This window comes from Nitrospira sp. (genome assembly GCA_024760545.1).
GTDB lineage: Bacteria > Nitrospirota > Nitrospiria > Nitrospirales > Nitrospiraceae > Nitrospira_D.
The window spans coordinates 4365549-4385466 of sequence record CP060501.1 but is presented as its reverse complement, the minus strand read 5'-3'; the positions used below and the strand labels follow the sequence as shown (position 1 = coordinate 4385466).

The following is a 19918-nucleotide window of genomic DNA, read 5'->3' as shown; positions in this document are numbered from 1 at the left end:
CCCTTGATGGATACAGTTGTTCTTGTCCTGATTACGTTTGTGGCCGCCACCGTAAATGGCGCGCTGGGGTACGGCTTTTCTTCCATCACCGTTCCTGTCGCCTTATTGTTTTACACCAATCGCATTTTGAATCCGGCCCTTGTGCTCATTGAACTTGTCCTCAATAGCTATGTGCTGTTCATGAATCGAAAAAGCGTTCCGAACATCTGGCGACGGGTGACTCCCATTCTCATCGGCTTAGTCATCGGAATCGGCATCGGCAGCTACATTCTCTTTCTGGTTCAGCCGGCATGGATCAAGTTCGTCACCTATTTCTTTCTGTTACCCTTGATTCTGCTTCAGGCCGCCGGCATCCGGAAACCCATTCAGGCTGAACGTGCCATTGCCGTCCCCTTTGGGGTGGGAATTGGCACACTCTATTCCGTCACGACCATTTCCGGCCCCCCGCTTGCTCTTCTCTTCAATAATCAGGGTTACGCCAAGCAGGACTTCCGGGCCGCATTGGGAGTTATACGCGTCGCGGAATCCTCTCTCACGGCCATCGCCTATGGATTTATCGGCTTCTACAGCGCCGGCAGTATGGAAATTATTCCTTACATTATCCCCAGTGTCATGATCGGAATTCCTTTAGGAACATATCTCATTCGCTTGATGGATCCCGAGACATTCCGTCGCATTTGCATGGCGTTCGATGGATTGATCGTTGGGTTTGGCCTCTCTCGAGTCTTGACTGAATTAAACCTTGCCTCACCCGTCACTACCTACAGCATTCTGTCGATCGTGATTCTGATAAACGGCTATTTGCTGTTCAGGTTTTTTAGAGACCGCGCTGACCCCCATCGAATTCCGTCTTGATGGCTACCCATCTTCGGTCTTTGCACGGCCGTGGGAACCAACGCAAAACCCATTCTCTTTCAGCTTTTCCGCTATTGCCCTTGGCGGTACTTGAAGGTTGAATCCTTCACACCTGCAGCTACCCCTGGTTCGACAAGATACTTAACTTGTTGAATAATTGTAATTCTCTTCTCTTATTACTTGGGTATAAGTTTTGCTGAACCCCCTGATCGTTCTACATTGCGTACTTGAACAAACAAGGTCTAGTCATCGCAATTCACCTGTAAGGAGTGTTTCTTATGACGACACATGTGACTTCGATCAATCTGGTCTATAGGAAGTTTGCCATCCCGTTGGCCCATCTCATGATGCTAAGTGTCATCGCCCTTCCACTGGCCGGATGTGGTGACGATGGCGGAGGAGCACCACCCATCTCTTCACTCTCCACACCAACAGAGGCTCCTTCTGGAACAGACACACCTCCTGGTGGAGTCGAAGGGTCAGACTCTAAGAATCCTCTGAACAAGGTGGCGGAGTCAGACCATGATAGTCGTCCAAATGAGCTCGCAGAATTAAACCCTGAACTTTCTGATGAAGAGGAAGACCCGACGATCTCAATGACTCCGACCCCAACCGGGGTCACTGCACGGTTGTCATGGGACGCATCCACTGATCCCAATGTGGCCGGTTATCATGTCTATTACGGAAGAGAATCATCTGGAGAGCCTGGCTCATGTTCCTATGAGGGAAGCCAAGGGGTCACGGCTCCACCAGCTACCATTAGCGGATTGGAGCCAAATACTCCCTATTTCTTTGCAATCAGTGCGCACAGCGGCGAAGCCGGCGACTTGGAAAGCCCCTGTTCAATTGAAGTCCTCGTAGTCACACCCCCCGCTCAAAGCTGAGCGAGAACGTTCGCCGCGTCATGACTCTCTTGCAGCTCCCCTGGTTCACTTCAGGGGAGCTGATCCTTTCATTGACCTCCCCCCCGACGATTTGTTAGCCTCAAGTTCTTTCATGCGGCTTCCGAAAATAAACAGTCAAGAAGCCATTATTTGACTACTATTCCGAAAGGATCTCCCATGGCCGGTTCACTTGCCTCGTCCGAACTGCTGACCGCCTTACACAACAAAGCGACCCAACTTCGCATCGACAGTGTGCGGGCTACCAGCGAAGCAGGGAGCGGCCATCCGTCAAGTTGCGCCTCTGCCGCCGACATCGTTGCCACATTGTTTTTCTCCGTCATGCGTTACGATCCACGCAATCCTAAGGCGCCTAATAGCGACCGCTTCGTCTTGTCGAAAGGACATGCCGCTCCGCTGCTCTATGCGGCATGGGCGGAAGCCGGGCTTTTCCCGACAAGCGATCTCCTTAAACTGCGCACCCTGAAGTCCGATCTTGAAGGACATCCCACTCCGCGTTTGCCGTTTGTGGATATGGCGACCGGGTCACTGGGGCAGGGACTTCCCGTGGGCGTCGGCATCGCCCTCAATGCGAAGTTCGTAGACAAACTCGATTACCGAACCTACGTGGTGATGGGTGATGGAGAATCGGTCGAAGGATCGGTATGGGAAGCAGCCGAGATCGCACGCCAATACAGTTTGGATAACTTGTGCGCGATTGTGGACGTGAACCGGCTCGGGCAAAGCGATCCTACCATGCTGCAACACGACATGGAGGCCTACCGTTCCCGATGGGCGGGATTTGGCTGGCATGCGATCGTCGTCGACGGCCATAATATCGCAGCAATCCTCCAGGCTTTCGACGAGGCTGCCCGCACGAAAGGTCGGCCGACTGTGGTACTGGCACGAACGTACAAAGGCAAGGGCATTTCGTTCATCGAGAACAAAGCAGATTGGCACGGCAAACCGCTTAAAAAAGGGGAAGAGACCCAGCGGGCTCTCGACGAACTGACGAAGCAATTACACCCGAATGGCGCCTCTATTCAGATCCAAAAACCATCCGCCCCCGCCGCCACACCGGCCCCGGTCGGTGCGATGCCGGCACCGCCGTACAAACTCGGCGACTCCGTCGCGACGCGCGAAGCCTTCGGCGCAGCACTCGAGGCCTTGGGGTCTGTCAACCCAGCTGTGGTTGCCCTGGATGCCGACGTCAAGAATTCGACGTATACCGACAAATTCGGGAAGAAATTCTCCAATCGGTTCTTCGAAAGTTTTATCGCAGAACAAAACATGGTCGGGGCTGCGGCCGGTCTTGCAGCTTGCGGTAAAATCCCTTTTGCTGCGACCTTTGCCTGCTTCTTGAGCCGCGCCTACGATTTTATCCGCATGGCCGCCATCAGCGGATCGAACATCAAACTCGTCGGGACGCATGTCGGTGTGAGCATCGGAGAGGATGGTCCGTCACAAATGGGACTGGAAGACATCGCGATGATGGCGGCGCAACCAAACGTCACGGTGCTGTACCCCTCAGACGGAAACTCAACCTATCACTTGGTCGAAGCCGCCGCCAACCATAAAGGAATGGTCTACGTGCGTGCCGGAAGGCCGAAAAACCCGGTGATTTATGGCCCGGAAGAGCGTTTCCATATCGGCGGCAGCAAAGTCGTCCGGCAGAGCGCATCGGATGTCCTCACCATTGTGGCCGCAGGAGTGACGTTGTTTGAGGCGTTGAAAGCCTACGACCAGCTGAAGTCGAACGGCATTGCGGTTCGTATCATCGATCTCTACAGTATCGCGCCCATCGATAGGCACACCTTATTGGATAGCGGCCGCGCTACACAGTCCCGAATTCTCACGGTTGAAGATCACTACGCCCACGGAGGCCTTGGCGATGCCGTCCTCAGTGCCGTCGCAACCGAGGGGATCAAGGTCCACAAACTCGCCGTCCGTGAAATCCCGCATAGTGGGAAGCCTGAAGAGCTCGTGGATCATTATGGGATCGGAGTGCGGTCCATTGTCGAGGCAGTCAAGCAGATCATCAAATAACTGGTCTTGCGTGGAGGGCGACAACCAATTCGGTCAATCCCCTTCCTGATTGTCATGTTTTCATTTTTTCCCAGAAAAAATATGGTATAGTACGCCTCCAATGATGCGTTGGAAACGTCGACGAACTCAAGCACACCCAGCGGGTAGATCATCCATCAAATATTGAGTAGGAGGTGCGAATGACGAGAAGGAATGTGAGCGTCTCAGTTCTGGTTATGGGGTTCGCCCTAATTCTTTCTGGAGGCATAGCCTCCGCCGAAGATCTCCCCCCATTGGCTCCGGTTCCACCCGATTATGCCGACAAGAAAATGCCGGCTGGCGGATGGACCGATGCAAAAGCCATCGAGGAGGGAGGAAAGATTTATAGGGGCGAGTTCAAGACCGAGGTCAACTGCAGCAGTTGCCACGGAAAGGACGGCGCACCGGTGAAAAAGGGTGCACGGGACCTTCGTGATCCCAAAATCGTCTGCCGCTTCTCAGACGCGTACTGGTTCTGGCGCGTCGCCGAAGGAGTCCCAAAGACAAAGATGAAAGCCAATAAGGGCCTCCTATCGGAAGAGCAGATCTGGCAGGTAATGGCATATGAAAACCAGTTCTCGCATGGGGGCAAGCCGGCCGACCGTTCCTGTTACAAACCCTAACTGGAGCGCTGTTTAGGTCTAAAGAATCGTCCAGGGACTCCGGAGATCTCGAAGCGTTTGAAGGAGTCTCTACAACTAGGTGAGAGCACTATAACAAAGGGGGAAGAGAACATCAGGTTCTCTTCCCCTCTTTGCTTGTTCGCGTCCACTACGCTCGGCGGAATCTTCAGGCCGGATTAGGCGCCATGAACACCAAGACCTTGAGCCGCCCGGTTGTATGATTTTTCACACCATGCTCTTGTCCGGCCGGTGCCATAGTGCCCTGCCCCGCATCGAGTACTTGCTGATCGGCCCCGACCTGAAATATTCCTTGCCCTTCTAGGACAATGTACACCTTGTCTTGATGACCATGCACATGCCCCTTTTGCTCTTGGCCCGGCTCAAAGCAATAGATATCGCAGAAGAATCGGTCCGTTTGAAAGACATTATTCTTCTTCATCTTTTGGCTGTTGAATTGCTGGAAATCCGCAAGTGTGACAACCTCCATTATGGATGCTCCCTTGTCCTGGCCAGTTAGAACCAGTGGTCATGGCATATGCGATTGCAGTGTTTGGTATGCATGTTTGAGTTCGTTCAGGGCGGTGTTCATTCCTTCCCGTACCTCATGCCATTTTGTATCAGTGGCGCTCCTTAATTCGTCTAACTTCTCCTTGACTCCATCTTTCTTTTTCTCCAACTCATTGACCGTTTTCTGAAGCTCAGCTCGTGTGGATTCCGAAGCCTGCGTGATCTTGCCACGTAACCCAACGATTTCCCGCTGGATGACCACCAATTCCTCATGTGCTTTCCGCTGGAAGGCCTCCTTTTGCTGAGCCGTATATTGCTTGGTGGCCTCGATCGTTTCTTGGGCCTCTTTTGCGATCTTTTCGGTACTCGCCGGGGATTCAGCCGCCATACTCGACACAGGAACCACCCCTACCATTGCAAATACGACACCCGCCGCGATTCGACCACAATTCATGAGCCCTCCTCAAGACATCTAAAAGTATAAGCTGCGACCGTCGCAAAGTCACGATCGCTAAACTTTCACCGGTAACCAACCGAAAAAGAAAGTCGTGAGCGCCATGTCTGCAACTAAGGAGTCCCTTCATGCCTCCTGACCTCCAGTCGGCACCTGCTCCTTTTGAGAAGCTCGAACAGCTTCTGAATCAAAAGGTCGAAAAGGGAGAGGTCGAGCTTCCGCTGCTGCCTCAAGTCGCCAGCCAAGTCATGGCCTTGACGTCGGACCCTTCCGCAGACGCGGCCAAATTGTCTTCTCTCATCCATCAGGATCAGGCCCTCGCGGCGCACGTGCTCCGCATTGCCAATTCGCCCGCGTACATGCCGCGAAGCCCCGTCGTCTCCCTCCAGCATGCCGTCGCCATGCTCGGCATCAACTTGCTGTCCGAAATCGCCTTTACCGCTTCACTAAAAACGGGGGCATTCCAAGTGCCGGGACATGAAGACGATGTGAAGCGCTTGTGGCGGCATTCGTTGGCCAGCGGAGCCTTCGCGAAGGAAGTCGCGCGAATACGACGGGTGAATGTAGAAAGCGCATACCTGTGCGGTCTCTTGCATGGAATCGGAAAACCCGTCGTCTTGCGCACCGTCACGGTGCTCGCCCGTGAGCAGAAGATCCTCTTGGACGGCTCAGGGCTTCACATGCTGATCGATGGTTACCATACGCGTGTCGGCCACCTCATCGCCGAAAAATGGAACCTCCCCAAACCGGTCATGGAGGCCATTCAACACTATAGTGATTACGACCACGCCACGGCTTTTAAGCAGGACTGCATGCTCACCTGCGTTGCCGATCGACTGGCCAGCAATCTGCTCGCACCCGATGACATGCCCGATGAAACCCTGCGCGAGCATCCGGTGTTCACGGAGTTGAACCTATATCCTAACGACATTGACCAGCTCATTGCGGGCAAGGACAAGGTGCTGGCCATCGTGAATGCGATGAACCTATGAATACACCGACTGTCTTCGACATCATCGTCATTGGAGCCGGCCCCGCCGGCCAGAAAGCAGCCATCCAGGGCGCCAAAGCCAACAAGCGGGTGGCGCTCATTGAACGGGAACGCGGCATTGGGGGCAGCTGTGTCTACCGGGGGACGATTCCCAGCAAGACGTTAAGAGAAAGCGCCCTTCATCTTGATGTGCTCAAGCGAGCCAGCGCGGCCTTCGAATTCAACCTCAGACCCGACACGCAAATCGCCACGCTTCTTAGCCGGCTGGAAGACGTTGTGAAGGCGCACGATACGTTCATGAGCCAACAGCTGCGGCGCAACGGCATCTTCCTTTTTCACGGCCGTGCGCGCTTCGTCAACGACCGCGTGATCGAAATGCAGACTGTTGATGGAGCCAGTCAACGGTTTACCGCCGACACCATCGTGATTGCCACCGGATCGCGCCCGAGAAACCCACCCGAGATTCCCGTCGATCACGAACATATCCTCGACAGCGACTCACTCCTTTCAATGATTTACTTGCCGCGCTCGCTGACAATCATCGGTGGAGGCGTCATCGGATGCGAGTACGCCTCGATTTTCTCTCTGCTGGGCACGCAGGTGACGTTGGTTGATCAAGCGCCCGCGCCACTCCAGTTTATGGACCAAGAACTGGTCCGGCAATTCATCACAATTTTTGAGCGACAGGGCGGGCACTACCTGGGAGGACAGAAAGTACACGAGGTCCGTTGGGATGGCGCAGCGCACGTCGTCACGAAGCTTGCCAGCGGTATGACGGTGAAAAGCGAAAAGATGCTCGTCGCACTCGGGAGGCAGGCGAATGTTGAGGATCTCAATCTGAGCGCGGCGGGCCTCCAGGCAACAGCTAAGGGTACTCTTTCGGTCAACCAATTCTGCCAAACGGAAGTCCCTCACATCTACGCAGCCGGAGATATGGTCGGCGCGCCCACCCTGGCGTCAAAAGCCATGGAGGAAGGCCGCCGGGCTGTCCGCCACGCCCTCAACCTTCCGGTCGGCGATGCCGCCTCCACTATTCCACTGGGCATCTATACGATCCCGGAAATGGCCAGTATCGGCCTTGACGAGAAGAGTGCACGGGAACGGTACAGGGATCCGCTGGTCGGACGGGCCAAGTTCGAAGAAATCGCGCGCGCTCAGATATCCGGTGCCGGCCATGGTCTCCTCAAGATGGTGGCTGATCCCGACGGCGAGCGGCTCCTGGGCATTCAAATCGTCGGGGATTCCGCCACGGAACTGGTGCACGTGGGCCAATTGGCTCTTCAAAGCACCGCAACCATCGAATCCTTTATCGATAACGTCTTCAACTTTCCGACCTATGCCGAAGCCTACCGGATCGCCGCGCTTGATATCCTAGGCCAGGTGGCGAAACGTCGATCGGCTAAAGCCGCGTAGGCCTTCTAGCGTCCCAATCCATCACTCTCATGCTCGAATGCCTAGCTCCCTATCGGCCGGAATCAGAGGTGCCACTGCGTTGCTCGAAGAAATTACTCGAGGTCGCTTTCGTGAGGCTTACGCTTGAATGATTCCATTTCCAAGTCTTGGACTACATGGTGGAGCCTGGCCCATTCATCAGGGTCCAACTTCACAAACTCGCATCCGAAACTGCCGGCTCGAAACCATCGCACCACCGCTTTGGAAATCTGGATGGGAGGTTCGTCCTCACAACTTTGAACCCGCAGCTGCAGAACCGTCCCAGGCTCCACCTCGATAAGAGTGTACACACGGCAACCTCGAATAGAGAGATCGCTCAGAGTGCCTTCACCCGACACCACGTTCGTTGAGCTGAATGAGCTCCGAAACGTAACCGGAAACCGGGCATCCTTTCGTTGTTCCACGGGCGCACCCATAGGCGCGTGAGTTGCTAGCCCTTTATATTGCCGATTGGACGCAATTCCGCTACTGGTTTTGTGATTCCCGCACGATCGACTGCTTGGACCACCTCGGAGATGTTTTTATAGGCGAAGCCCGCCTCCTCGGCCAGGCCGGACATGGAGACGGCCTTCACGAGGATGCCTCGCTGCTTCATTCGGCTTCGGACTTCCTCCCCCCGAATAGCTTTCTTCGCTTGGGCGCGCGACATCGTACGCCCCGACCCGTGCATGGTCGAAGCAAAGGTGTCACGCATCGCTCCTTCTGTCCCCGCCAACAGGTATGAGCCGGTCTCCATTGAACCGCCGCAGATAACCGGTTGTCCTGTCGCGCGATACCGTGGAGGAAGATCGGGACTGCCGGGTCCCAAGGCCCTTGTCGATCCTTTCCGATGCACGACCACATCGCCTTCTTGGTGCCGCTCGACTTTGGCGATATTGTGTGCCACGTCATAGACCAGCTCCATTCCCATCTCCTCAGCCGCTCGACCGAAGACCGCAGAGAAGGCTTCGCGGATCTGATGGGTGATGACCTGACGGTTGGCAAACGCCATGTTGGCCGCGCAATTCATGGCCGAGAAATAATCCTGCCCTTCGATTGATGAAAAGGGGGCGCAGGCTAGTTGCTGGTCCTTGACGGAAATTCCGTATCGCCGCATCGCTTTTTCGAACCCTTTAAGATAGTCACTCGCCACCTGGTGACCGAACCCGCGTGAGCCGCAATGAACCATCACGACGATCTGATCCTGTCCCGTAATCCCCCAGGCCGCAGCGGTCTCGTCGTCAAACACACGATCCTTAGAAACCACCTGTACCTCAAGGTAGTGGTTGCCCGACCCCAAGGTCCCCAGCTGATTGATTCCTCGACTGACCGCCCGATCGCTGATTTTCGATGGGTTCGCGCCGGCTATACATCCCCTCTCTTCAATCGCATCGAGATCCCGATGCCAGCCAAACCCCTGCTCGACACACCATCGGGCCCCCCTGGCTATGACATCCTCGAACGAGGAACGGTTTAACCGTACGAACCCACTCGCGCCCACGCCCGCCGGTACCCTCCGAAACAATTCCGTCATCAATCGTTCGAGGTGCGGCTGTACTTCCTCACGGGTGAGATCGGTTCTAATGAGCCGCATTCCGCAATTGACGTCATACCCGACGCCGCCGGGTGAGATGATTCCGGACTCGACATCAAATGCCGCGACTCCACCGATGGGAAAGCCATAGCCCCAATGGCCATCCGGCATGCACAGCGCGTAACGTCTGATGCCGGGAAGGCAGGCAACATTCGTCACTTGCTCGAACACCCCGGAATCCATGGACTGAAGGATGGCCGGCGTGGCATAGATCCGCGCGGGAACCAGCATCCCATCCTTTTCTGTCGGAGGGATCTCCCAGACTTCGTCCGAGATCCGCACAACCCTCATGTCAGTATTCAGTTTCATGATCGATGACCCGGTTCATCATTTTCGCCCCACTGTTGTTCGCGAACGACGAAGAACGAGATACACTTCACGCATCTTATACATCCAACACGATCCTGACGGTCCATTGTCCTTTTTCCTGAGCAAGTCGATAGAGATGCTTGGTGACTCCCTTCACATCGGCCCTCAACGTTTGCGTTGAGCCGTTGACCGACTCTCCATAAAGCAGCCCCCTTAGTTTCCAGCAGCCGTCATCTTGGCGAGTGAGGATGAGGTCCGCCTTGCTGAATACGACCCCGGCCGCATCCTTCCAATACACCAGGTCCGAGAGCCAATCAAACAACAGCGCGGCGGGATCTTCGTCCGTTCGCTCAATCGCTTGCCGCCAAGAGGAGCCAATCGTGTCAGGATCGGCTAGCGCCTCCATGATTGCGCAGGTCGCTCCTTGGAAGAGTTCCTGAAGTGAATCGCCGGAGGCGTCGAATGCCAGATCAGCTGTGGCGACATCGTCTAGAAAATGAAAAGAGTGGGACATCCGAGTGTACTCGAAGCGCTGAGCCGATCAGAATACGCCGCGGGAAGAGCGGAATGCCTGATTGCAGGCTATTCAAGCTCAAAGATCTTGGGGAAGTTGGTGAGATTGCGACAACCGTCCTTCGTCACTAGCACCATGTCCTCGATTCGGACCGCTCCCAATCCCGGATAGTACAGTCCTGGTTCGACGGTGACAACATGGCCCTCTTGCAAGAGGGACCCGGTTCGGCTGATACGAGGCGCTTCGTGAATATCCAGCCCTACCCCATGCCCGGTCCCGTGAAAGTACCCCTGCATGCGGCCGTTCACCACGCCGGTCTTGTATCCGGCCTTCTCGAAACGCGCGCAGATGCCGTGATGGATTTTCATTCCGTCGGCGCCGTCCTTGATCTTGTCGATGGCCTCTTCCTGGGCATCCTTCACGATTCCATACAACCGCTTCAAATCCTGACTCACCATCCCGCGTATGACCGTACGCGACATGTCCGCAAAATAGCGGCTCGTCGCAGATCGAGGGAACACGTCAAAAATAATGCTGCGATGAGCCGGCAAGGGGCCGCTCCCTTCATTGTGCGGATCACAGGCTTGCTCCCCTCCCGCCACGATCGTATGTTGGGCCACGCAGTTCTGTTCCATGAGTCTCACGTTGATCAACTGCTTTACCCGTTCGGCAGTCAAGACGGCTTCATCAACCCAAAGCGCTCCATCACGTATCGTCGCCCGCCGCAACATATCGTGCGCTGAAGCCACGGCATCTTCAGTCGCTCGTTGAGACTGTTCGATATGGCGAACCTCTTCCGCACTTTTCACGACTCGTTGCTCGTAGAAGGGATCGCGCTTCGGTTTCAGGCTGTATCCCAGCTCTTGCAACCGTGTGGCATGGATGAATGGGAAATTGGCCGGCACCAGCAGACGGCGCACTTTGAACTCTTTTAACACGATGTGCACGATATCGACCGTCGTCGGGTCCTTGATACCCTTGGTCTTCGCCTTCTGTTCGATCTCGGAGTAGGACAGCACTCGATCGACCGACGCTTGCGCCCTGGCGCGATCCATTTCCAGGTCACTCATGACCATCAATCGCTCACCCTTGACTTCCAAATAGATAAACGGGTCCGGAGCAATGAATCGCGTCGCATAGAACAAATTCGAGTCCTGTTCGCTGGCGGCAATGAATAGTGTGGCGGCTTCAAGTTGAGACATCGTGGTGCGTTTCATGAATAAGCGAGGAGGATAGTAGAGTTGAGTGAAACCATTGAGATGTCAGAATCCATAATCAATCGATGCTAGCATGCGTTTAGGGGTCGGTCAAGAATTGGAGCCGGTCAAGGCACGACAGGAGCTGGTGAGAGGGTCATATCCTTAGGTCTCACTCCAGTTTCTTCATCGGGCGTGACTAGATCCATGGGAAGCGTCAGCGTATTTGTTAAGACATCGACCGCCAGTTGGGCTAAGCCCGACAGGCCGGTCGCAAAGGACTTTACCGGCAGATAGGTCACTTCAGGATCTTCTAACGCGCCCTTCACGGTGAACATTGCTGTGGCTAACCCCTTGCGGTCCCCGGCAATGATTCGGCCAAAGAGTGGAATCGTCTTGAGAAATTGTGAATAGGACCCAAACGGACTCACGGCCACAGCGAGATCCAGTTGATCCGTCGGCAAGTCGTAATTTCCGGCGGCGGTAATCTTCAGAATCGGGCTATCGATAATGAGATTTTCTGTCTGAAACATACCGTCTTGAATCGTCACGATCGCGGATATCCTGTTATACGGGAGTCCCTCTTTTTCAAGATCGACCTTCCCCTGTAACACAGCGGGGAGGTTCAGCAAACTGATGATTTTCCATACCGCCCGCTCATTTGATTTTAGGATGCGCCCGTTTTCCAACAATAGCTCGACTTTTCCGTTCAACGAAGGGTAGATCCCATGTGGATTGCGTCCGTGGCCTCGAAGCACACCACTGAAGCGGATTTCTCCTGACACACTGTGGGCCTGCGTCTTCGTCAGTCTCAGGAGGTCATCGAATTCCACGCCGGTGGCCCGGAACGAGAGGTCAAGATCCGCCGGCGCCTTGGGTGGAAGTTGTACCACCAGCCGTCCAGCCACGTGCCCGTGGGTCGACTCGCCGGAAATCCGGTCGATATCCAATACGCCGTCCTGAATATTGATGCGAGCCGAAATCGCGCCGAACTTCATATGCCTGTAGTGCCCCCGCGCGACAGCCGCCGACATGGTGACATGACTGGTGGCCGCTAAAGTTTCGAGGAACTCACGCATCGGAGTCCGCTCACCCTTCGGAATCAGCAACCCCAAGTCAAGCTGGTTTGATTCGATCCTCCCGGTGATGAACGGCTTTGCCGGCCAGTTTCGAATCGCGGCCTCTATGGCAATGTCGCTACCCTGAATTTTGAACGACAGCCGCTTGAGTTCGACCTCGTTGCGCACAAACTTTACGCGCGCATAGAGGTCCTGAATATGTCCTTCGATCCCCTTGGCCGTCATCAACCCATTCGTCAAACCCATCCATCCGGTGATCCGCCACGCCTTCCAATCTGTGTCTTTCCCTTTGATATCGAGCGAGAGCTCGAGATTGCCTGCCTCAAGCCAATTCTTGGATGCCCATTCCGGCAGACTGGATACCGACAACGTGCTCGTCGCCACGGCCATATCAATCATGAAGCGATCGCCGAAATGCAGGGTTCCCTTCGCCGGAATACTCACCGTGGGCAAGACCAGCTCTACCCGATGCAACGTCACACCGGTGCCTTGGGATATCATGCCTTCAAACTCGACCGTGGCATGCGCTCCCATTGGTTTCTCCATCGAGCCGAGTGTCACTTTAGCCTCATCGAGCACGACTGTTCCTCGAATCTGGGGTCTCGTCGTCGAACCTAATAGAACAACCGCTGAGCTGAGCATACCTTCGAAAGCGCCCGGTTCGGTTACAGCGGGTCGGAACAAGCGCACCATCTGCGCGGCATCGCCGCGCGCGCGAATGGCAAAGTCTTGAAAGACACTCGCCGTTCCGCCGCCAATCATTCCTTGGACCTGCACGGCGGTCCCTCCAAGATGTCCGGTGACTTGCTCAAACTGAGTAGCCCCATCAGCTAGAACGAATCGCCCCTGCAGCCCGGTCAAACGCTCAGGCAACGCGACATGAGAGAGACTGACCTGACGAGCGATAATCTCCCCGCCGGCAAATGTAATCCCACCGGGCTGATTCAAAGGACCCACAAGACGAAAGGTCGACTGTGCCATACCCTCCGCATCCCGAATGCCGGCAAGCATTTGCGTGACTCGCCCGGCCGATACGGTCTTGGCCAAAAACTCCAGCAAATGCGACGCCCCCGTCTCTCCTGTGATCTCCAGTTCGAGCCACGGACCTGCGTCAAGAAACGACACCTCCGCTTTTCCATCAGTGATTTGCATCGCTCCATACATTCCGGTCACCTTCGCGATGCGAACACGTCCAGCCTCTACCATGACGACCGCCGCCAAATCTTTCACCGCCACACGATCGCGGCCGATCAGTCCTTGACCTTCTCGAACATGGAACTCCCCGGTCGTCGAAAGTTGAGGGCCCGTCGTCGCAGATCCGGTCAATGTCGCATTGATGACCTGCACCTTGCCGTCAATCTGGCGATCGGCCAGTAAGGCCGGAAGTTGCGGGTGGATCCAAGCCGGGGGAATCGTTTTCAGCAGCTGAGGGAGAGCGACGAGCGTGCTGGTGAACGTCACCGAAAACGTGGGTTGAGGAGTCAGAAGGCCGGCGAGATTGGCATTTCCTGTCATCGTGATATCGTTCAAATGAGCGGTCATCTCCGATAACACCATGTCATATCCGGCCACTCCCGGCATCACGCGAACGGTGCTCCGGAGATTCAAGGCACCTTGAAGATGCTCAGGAACCGGCCGAGGGCCAAGAAAGTCGGCGGCGTCACGCACCTTGAGATCAGCGGCATCGATATGTCCTTCGAACTGAAATCCTGAACCCGATTCTCCCGTTTCTTCCCCGGATAAGGACACTGGTTGCTCTGCTTGTTTGATGACTCCATCGAGCGAAACAGCCGATAATCCCTGCGCCCCTTGGTGAGCCGCCGAGGCATGCAATTCCGCAAGCCCACGGTCGGCCCGGACAAGCAGGCCGAACTCGACGTGTTCCAATTTGATGGACCGAATTCCATCGGGTCTGGCCGAATCGATGACGGTAATCGTGCCATTCACGAGCTTGGCTTCCCTAATCATGAATGTCCTGGCCATCTGCTCCATCGTTCGTTCATCGGTATCAGCCTGGCCGTTCAATCCATCCAGAACATTCCAGCGGCCACGTTCGTTCCGCCGAAGCGTAAGCGTCGGTTCTTCGATCAATAATCGTTTCCCAACAACTTGCTTCTTGAGAAGCGGCCAGAGACGGAGAACAAGATTGACCCGCTTAGCCGTCAATACCGCCTGATCCGATTGGGGGTCATGAACGGTGACATCGGAGAGTTCCACACGAATGCGGGGAAAGACGACAAATTTAACGCGATGAACGTCGATTTTCCTTCCCAGGCTCTCCTCGAGTTGCTTGAGGACAAAGTCCTTGAGATAGTCTTCGCCGGTCAATTCTCTGGAGAACGCAAGAAAGACTCCGACCACCACCACGAGGGAAAGGATGATCACAAGCGCAAGCCGAAGACGGGACACACCACCCCCTCAGAGCACGTAAGCGTCGTTCTTGGCATCTTACCGGATCGATCAGTTTAAATCTATCAACTCAGCGTTCTACAAGGGATTTCTCACCGCTCTTTCTCGAGTTCTCGACATCCCTTCGGCATAGATAAGGCGCAAAGATATTGCACAAGCAGTCACACCTTCTCATCTTCATCTGACTTTCCGGAGTTGACAGAGAACGGGTATTGGAACTACACGTTGTCTATGGAAACTCATCCTCTCGCAGGACAGCGGGCACCGGCGTCAATGCTCGTGGACGTGAGTAGGCTCTTGTCGGCGTATTCGACAGGTAAGCCGGATACATCTGCCCGTGAGCAACGTGTTTCATTCGGCACGTCAGGCCATCGGGGCTCCTCCTTCAAGCACAGCTTTAATGAGGACCATGTCGCGACGATCACTCAAGCAGTCTGCGAGTATCGGATGGCACAACACACGACCGGCCCGCTCTATTTGGGAAAAGATACGCACGCACTGTCGGAACCTGCCTGGGTCACGGCGATCGAAGTTCTCGCGGCAAATGGCGTCGAGGTCATGATCGATCAGAATGACGGATTCACACCGACGCCCGTTATCTCACATGCGATCCTCACTTATAACCGAGGCCGAACTTCCGGGTTAGCCGACGGCATCGTCATCACTCCGTCGCATAATCCACCGGAAGACGGCGGAATTAAGTACAACCCCCCACATGGAGGACCCGCCGACACACAAGTCACCACGTGGATCGAGGACCGAGCGAATGCCTTGCTGAGCGAAAAACTCCAGGGCACGAAGCGCATGTCGATCGGACTGGCCCGGCAAGCACCCACAACCCATCGACACGATTACCTCGGCGCGTATCTTGGGGATCTCATCAACGTGATTGATGTTGATATCATCAAGTCCGCCAGGTTGAAGCTTGCCATCGATCCCCTAGGTGGCTCCGGTGTGGCCTATTGGCAGCCGCTGGCAGAGCGCTACGGACTGAATATCGAGATCGTCAATCCAGTGGTTGATCCGACGTTTCGGTTCATGCCGTTGGACTGGGATGGCAAGATCCGCATGGACTGTTCATCTCCATATGCGATGGCCAATCTCATCGCCCTGAAAGATCGCTTCGATGTGGCATTCGGAAATGACGCGGACAACGATCGCCACGGCATCGTCACTCGTTCCGGCTTGATGAATCCCAACCATTACCTTGCCGTTTCGATTGCCTATCTCTTTGCCAATCGTCCCAACTGGAACCCTGATGCCGGTATCGGCAAGACATTGGTCAGCAGCAGCTTGATCGATCGGGTCGCGACCAAACTTCAGCGGAAACTGGTTGAGGTACCGGTGGGCTTCAAGTGGTTTGTGAATGGTTTGCTCGATGGCTCACTCGGTTTCGGCGGTGAGGAAAGTGCCGGCGCGTCGTTCCTCCGGCGCGACGGCACAGCCTGGTCCACCGATAAGGACGGCATTATCATGGATCTATTGGCTGCTGAGATGATGGCCAAGTCGGGTCGCGATCCGTCCGAGTTATACCGAGACCTTACCGGAGAACTGGGCGAGCCAGTCTATGAACGAATCGACGCCCCGGCCACACCGGAGCAGAAGACCATTCTCTCCAAACTCTCACCCGATCAAGTGAACGCAACCGAACTCGCAGGGGACCGCATTGTGACCATGCTTACCAAAGCTCCAGGCAATAACGCCGCGATCGGTGGTCTGAAAGTCGTCACGGCGAACGGCTGGTTCGCCGCCCGGCCCTCAGGCACGGAGGATGTGTACAAGCTTTACGCAGAGAGCTTCAAGGGAACAGAACATTTGAAACGGATTCAGGAAGAGGCACGGGTATTAATTGGGAAAGCGCTGAAAATCCGTTAATGCGTAGCGTTCCGAATACACGGTTCTTCGATGTAGGAGATGTTCTCTCCCAATAGACCTAGGACGACGTCCGCCAAGATGAGCCCATCTCCGTCTTCTTTCTAAAATGAACACCCCGACTCTTCGATGGGCTCTTCCGAAGCATGATTATTGGTCCACGCCTTTCGCGGAATCGCTCCTCCGCCATTTGGATCTTCGTCGGGGAGTACACATCCTCGATATTGCTTGCGGTCACGGCATTCCGGCCTTTTATCTGGCTGAGCAGGTTGGCCCAACAGGAGAAGTGATGGCCATCGATGCGAGTGCCGATCAAGTCGCACGCGCGCGAGCCATTCAAGGTTCACAATTGCCATGGCTTCGATTCGAGTGTATGGACATGCGATTCCTGCCTGCCGATCTGCCGACATTTGATCGCATCACGGGGAATCTTTCGGTCATGTTCTTTCGCCCGAACCGATTCAGAGCGGTTCAGGGACTGGTGCAACATCTCAAACCGGGAGGTCAGCTGGTGCTGACCTTTCCATCGCATGGGACGTTCGATTCACTGTGGCAGCGGGTGGACCAGGTGATGATCCAGCACGGCCTGACAGACGAGCGAGAGCGTTTTCAGGCTTACCTAAACGAACGGCCTTCCGCAAAAGATGGGCAAGGATGGCTCAAGGGACTCGATCTGGAGCGCGACGGGGCAATGGAGTATCCGCTGGAAATCACAACGGGTCCCAATCATGAATTTCTCTATCACCCGCTGCTCCGCGGTGGTTTTCTTGACGACGTCTACGAGTGTTTTGAGGATCAGTCCCTCGCCGACCGGTTTATGATCAACATCTCACAAGACATTGCTCGATTCACACCGCTGATTGCGCAACGCTGTGTGCTTTCGGGGTGGAAACGCACTTCGTAAGAAACCGGAGAGACTAGGATATACGATTTGGAAGAAATCTGAGGAGGACATGGCCATATCCTCCTCAGTAGTTTCAGCAGGTCTTAGCGGTTCATCGGTGCAATGTAAGGGTATACCGGCCCTTTAGACTCGATACTTCCGATGACATCCACGCGCGCCTCATGACCTCCGCCTTTGTTGCTGTCCAACTGCGTGACCAGCTCCTTGTGGGTATCAATAACATCGACCCGACGTGTGTCGGTAGTAAGGCTGTTTGAGGTGTCCGCCATAGCAGTTGCAGCCATCGACAAGAATCCAACGGTCAACATCATACTCTTCACACTCATGACATCCCTCCTCTTGTGAAGTGAACTCTGTATGCTCATGCTTTTTTATAATTCCGTCACATGAACGCCACATGAATAAATCATGAAGACTTCTTCATTAGCTTTCTTTAATCGAGAGCCGGTTACAGTAAGGAAGCCTATGCGAACAAACGAGGAAGGATCGGAATACAACGCCCCATGATCACTGTGACATGCCTCAGGTCGATCTTTCTTTACGATGCGCGATCGCTCTGTTGCTCCGCATGATAGGAACTTCTGACCAGCGGACCCGATTCAACATGACTGAAACCAATTGCAAACCCTTCCTCTTTGAGTGCGATGAATTCAGACGGATCGTAGAATCGGGCAACTGGAAGATGGTCTCTTGTCGGCTGGAGATACTGACCGATGGTGATGATGTCGCAATCAACCTTCCGGAGATCGCGCATGACTTCGCGCGCTTCGTCGATCGTTTCCCCCATACCCAAGATCAAGCCGGACTTTGTCCTCATTCCTTGTCGCTTCGCGCGCGCAAGAAGATCGATCGATCGCTGATATTTTCCTTGCGGGCGTATCGATGGGAAGAGCCGTCTCACAGTCTCAATGTTGTGATTCAGAATCTCCGGTTTCTCCACGCATATCATCTTGAGCGCTTCCTCGTTTCCCTCAAAGTCCGGAATCAATACTTCAATCGTACAGGTCGGATTGAGACGTCTAGTCTGCCGAATTGTTTCGGCAAAGACCCATGCGCCGCCGTCCTGTAGTTCATCACGATTGACGGACGTGATGACGGCATGGCGAAGGCCGAGGGCGTGAATCGCCTCAGCGACACGATGTGGCTCTCCGTTATCAACCGGAAACGGCTTCCCGGTCTGCACTGAGCAATAGTGGCAGCGCCTAGTACAGATGTCGCCGAGGATCAGGAACGTCGCGGTGCGGGCATTCCAACATTCCCACCTGTTAGGACAGCCCGCCTCTTCGCAAATCGTGTGGAGCTTCAGCCGCTCCATAGTCTGCTTAATATCGAGATAATCCGGGCCGGTTTTGGCCTGCACCTTGAACCATGACGGAAGACGAGGCCGGCCATCGGAGGATGGCTCGTCTCGCCGCGCCTGTGAAGACCGGAGATGGCCCAACGGAACAAAGCTCATGAGGTTATCCATTCACCGAGCGAGGCCTAAGCCAGTCCTTGATTTTATCAAAAAAACCACGTTGCGCCGGCTCGGCTTGCGGCGGATCCGGATACTCCACCCAGAGTTCCTGGGAACCGAGATAGACACCGTTGCGAAAACTCATTTGAGTCTTGAGTTGTCTGTATCCCTGAGCATGTAAGATCTGGATCAAAACGGTGAGTGCTTCGTCTGAGGTCTGCTGTATCTCCGTCGTGACACGGACGGTTTCATACCGCAAGACGGCCCGATAACCTTCCCCCGCTCGCTCGAACTCGACCGGCCGGCTGAATCCCCGTTCGCGGTCATCCAACCCGGCAAGCTGATGTCTGTCGAACCCCACCTGCCCCATTATTTATGCTAGCGCTCTGAAGACGGCCACGACGTCGCTGAGCGCGATGGTCTTGTTCTTGAGCACGGCCCGTTCAGCTTGGATCGCCTCGCGAGTCTTCGTATCGGCCGAACCGGCTTTTAAACACGCGGCACCCAGCGTCAGAATTCGGTCACACTCTTCGGCGAGCTTCCTCTTCACGACAGGATTGACCGACAGGATTTCCATGAGCTGTCGGCGTGTCTCATTGAGGTGCGTCTGCAGTTCGGAATCCGGATAGTTGTTCCGAGCGGCGTCATCGAAGCAACGATCCAGGTACTGCGTGAGAAAGACGTAGAGACGCACGAGCGCCGCCGCGATCTCGGTCTGATCTTCAGGAGAAATGGCCATGGCCTCAGTTCCTTGCCCTGCTCGTCCTTTCAGACTCGTT

The 19918-nt window shown here is 55.0% G+C and carries 19 protein-coding genes; 8 read left to right on the top strand and 11 right to left on the bottom strand.

Annotated features, from left to right (window positions below; genetic code table 11):
- Positions 1–6: 6 nt before the first annotated feature.
- The 4 genes from H8K03_20850 to H8K03_20835 all read left to right on the top strand — a co-directional run bounded on the left by H8K03_20850 (position 7) and on the right by H8K03_20835 (position 4423).
- The gene (locus tag H8K03_20850) at positions 7–855 is read left to right on the top strand and encodes a sulfite exporter TauE/SafE family protein (protein ID UVT20189.1); all 849 of its coding nucleotides are present in this window, start codon (positions 7–9) and stop codon (positions 853–855) included.
- 278 nt (positions 856–1133) lie between these two features.
- Positions 1134–1739: a fibronectin type III domain-containing protein gene (locus H8K03_20845; GenBank protein ID UVT20188.1), complete on the top strand. Its 606-nt coding sequence runs from the start codon at positions 1134–1136 to the stop codon at positions 1737–1739.
- Positions 1740–1916: 177 nt separating this feature from the next.
- Positions 1917–3782: a transketolase gene (locus H8K03_20840; GenBank protein ID UVT20187.1), complete on the top strand. Its 1866-nt coding sequence runs from the start codon at positions 1917–1919 to the stop codon at positions 3780–3782.
- A gap of 179 nt (positions 3783–3961) precedes the next feature.
- Positions 3962–4423, top strand: coding sequence for a cytochrome c (locus tag H8K03_20835; protein ID UVT20186.1), 462 nt, complete (start codon positions 3962–3964; stop codon positions 4421–4423).
- A 166-nt stretch (positions 4424–4589) separates the two neighbouring features.
- Here the strand turns inward: H8K03_20835 and H8K03_20830 are convergent, their stop codons facing one another.
- Both H8K03_20830 and H8K03_20825 read right to left on the bottom strand, forming a co-directional pair.
- Positions 4590–4910: a cupin domain-containing protein gene (locus H8K03_20830; GenBank protein UVT20185.1), complete on the bottom strand. Its 321-nt coding sequence runs from the start codon at positions 4908–4910 to the stop codon at positions 4590–4592.
- 39 nt (positions 4911–4949) lie between these two features.
- The gene (locus tag H8K03_20825; protein UVT20184.1) at positions 4950–5384 is read right to left on the bottom strand and encodes a hypothetical protein; all 435 of its coding nucleotides are present in this window, start codon (positions 5382–5384) and stop codon (positions 4950–4952) included.
- A gap of 128 nt (positions 5385–5512) precedes the next feature.
- On the opposite strand from H8K03_20825, the gene H8K03_20820 reads away from it, so the two are divergent.
- The gene (locus H8K03_20820) at positions 5513–6376 is read left to right on the top strand and encodes an HDOD domain-containing protein (protein UVT20183.1); all 864 of its coding nucleotides are present in this window, start codon (positions 5513–5515) and stop codon (positions 6374–6376) included.
- Positions 6373–7788, top strand: a complete 1416-nt coding sequence (sthA, locus tag H8K03_20815) for a Si-specific NAD(P)(+) transhydrogenase (GenBank protein ID UVT20182.1) — start codon at positions 6373–6375, stop codon at positions 7786–7788. Before H8K03_20820 ends, sthA begins: the two co-directional genes overlap by 4 nt.
- Before the next feature lie 92 nt (positions 7789–7880).
- Here the strand turns inward: sthA and H8K03_20810 are convergent, their stop codons facing one another.
- The 5 genes from H8K03_20810 to H8K03_20790 all read right to left on the bottom strand — a co-directional run bounded on the left by H8K03_20810 (position 7881) and on the right by H8K03_20790 (position 14907).
- Positions 7881–8231 (bottom strand): PilZ domain-containing protein, encoded by a 351-nt coding sequence (locus H8K03_20810; protein ID UVT20181.1) that lies wholly within the window; start codon positions 8229–8231, stop codon positions 7881–7883.
- A gap of 26 nt (positions 8232–8257) precedes the next feature.
- Positions 8258–9691, bottom strand: a complete 1434-nt coding sequence (locus tag H8K03_20805; protein ID UVT22560.1) for an RtcB family protein — start codon at positions 9689–9691, stop codon at positions 8258–8260.
- 94 nt (positions 9692–9785) lie between these two features.
- Positions 9786–10223 (bottom strand): archease, encoded by a 438-nt coding sequence (locus tag H8K03_20800; protein UVT20180.1) that lies wholly within the window; start codon positions 10221–10223, stop codon positions 9786–9788.
- Positions 10224–10291: 68 nt separating this feature from the next.
- On the bottom strand, positions 10292–11425 hold the full coding sequence (locus tag H8K03_20795; GenBank protein UVT20179.1) for an aminopeptidase P family protein: 1134 nt from the start codon (positions 11423–11425) through the stop codon (positions 10292–10294).
- Between the two features lie 122 nt (positions 11426–11547).
- A complete protein-coding gene (locus H8K03_20790; protein ID UVT20178.1) occupies positions 11548–14907 on the bottom strand; it encodes an AsmA-like C-terminal domain-containing protein in 3360 nt (1119 codons plus the stop codon).
- Positions 14908–15138: 231 nt separating this feature from the next.
- On the opposite strand from H8K03_20790, the gene H8K03_20785 reads away from it, so the two are divergent.
- A complete protein-coding gene (locus H8K03_20785) occupies positions 15139–16782 on the top strand; it encodes an alpha-D-glucose phosphate-specific phosphoglucomutase (protein UVT20177.1) in 1644 nt (547 codons plus the stop codon).
- Positions 16783–16888: 106 nt separating this feature from the next.
- On the top strand, positions 16889–17683 hold the full coding sequence (locus H8K03_20780; protein ID UVT20176.1) for a class I SAM-dependent methyltransferase: 795 nt from the start codon (positions 16889–16891) through the stop codon (positions 17681–17683).
- Between the two features lie 83 nt (positions 17684–17766).
- Here H8K03_20780 and H8K03_20775 read toward each other — a convergent pair whose 3' ends face one another.
- The 4 genes from H8K03_20775 to H8K03_20760 all read right to left on the bottom strand — a co-directional run bounded on the left by H8K03_20775 (position 17767) and on the right by H8K03_20760 (position 19878).
- Positions 17767–18009 (bottom strand): hypothetical protein, encoded by a 243-nt coding sequence (locus tag H8K03_20775; GenBank protein ID UVT20175.1) that lies wholly within the window; start codon positions 18007–18009, stop codon positions 17767–17769.
- Between the two features lie 212 nt (positions 18010–18221).
- Positions 18222–19139, bottom strand: coding sequence for a lipoyl synthase (gene lipA / locus H8K03_20770; GenBank protein ID UVT20174.1), 918 nt, complete (start codon positions 19137–19139; stop codon positions 18222–18224).
- Positions 19140–19143: 4 nt separating this feature from the next.
- On the bottom strand, positions 19144–19509 hold the full coding sequence (locus H8K03_20765; GenBank protein UVT20173.1) for a hypothetical protein: 366 nt from the start codon (positions 19507–19509) through the stop codon (positions 19144–19146).
- A 3-nt stretch (positions 19510–19512) separates the two neighbouring features.
- Entirely contained in the window at positions 19513–19878 is a 366-nt protein-coding gene (locus H8K03_20760) for a hypothetical protein (GenBank protein UVT20172.1), read from the bottom strand.
- Positions 19879–19918: the final 40 nt, after the last annotated feature.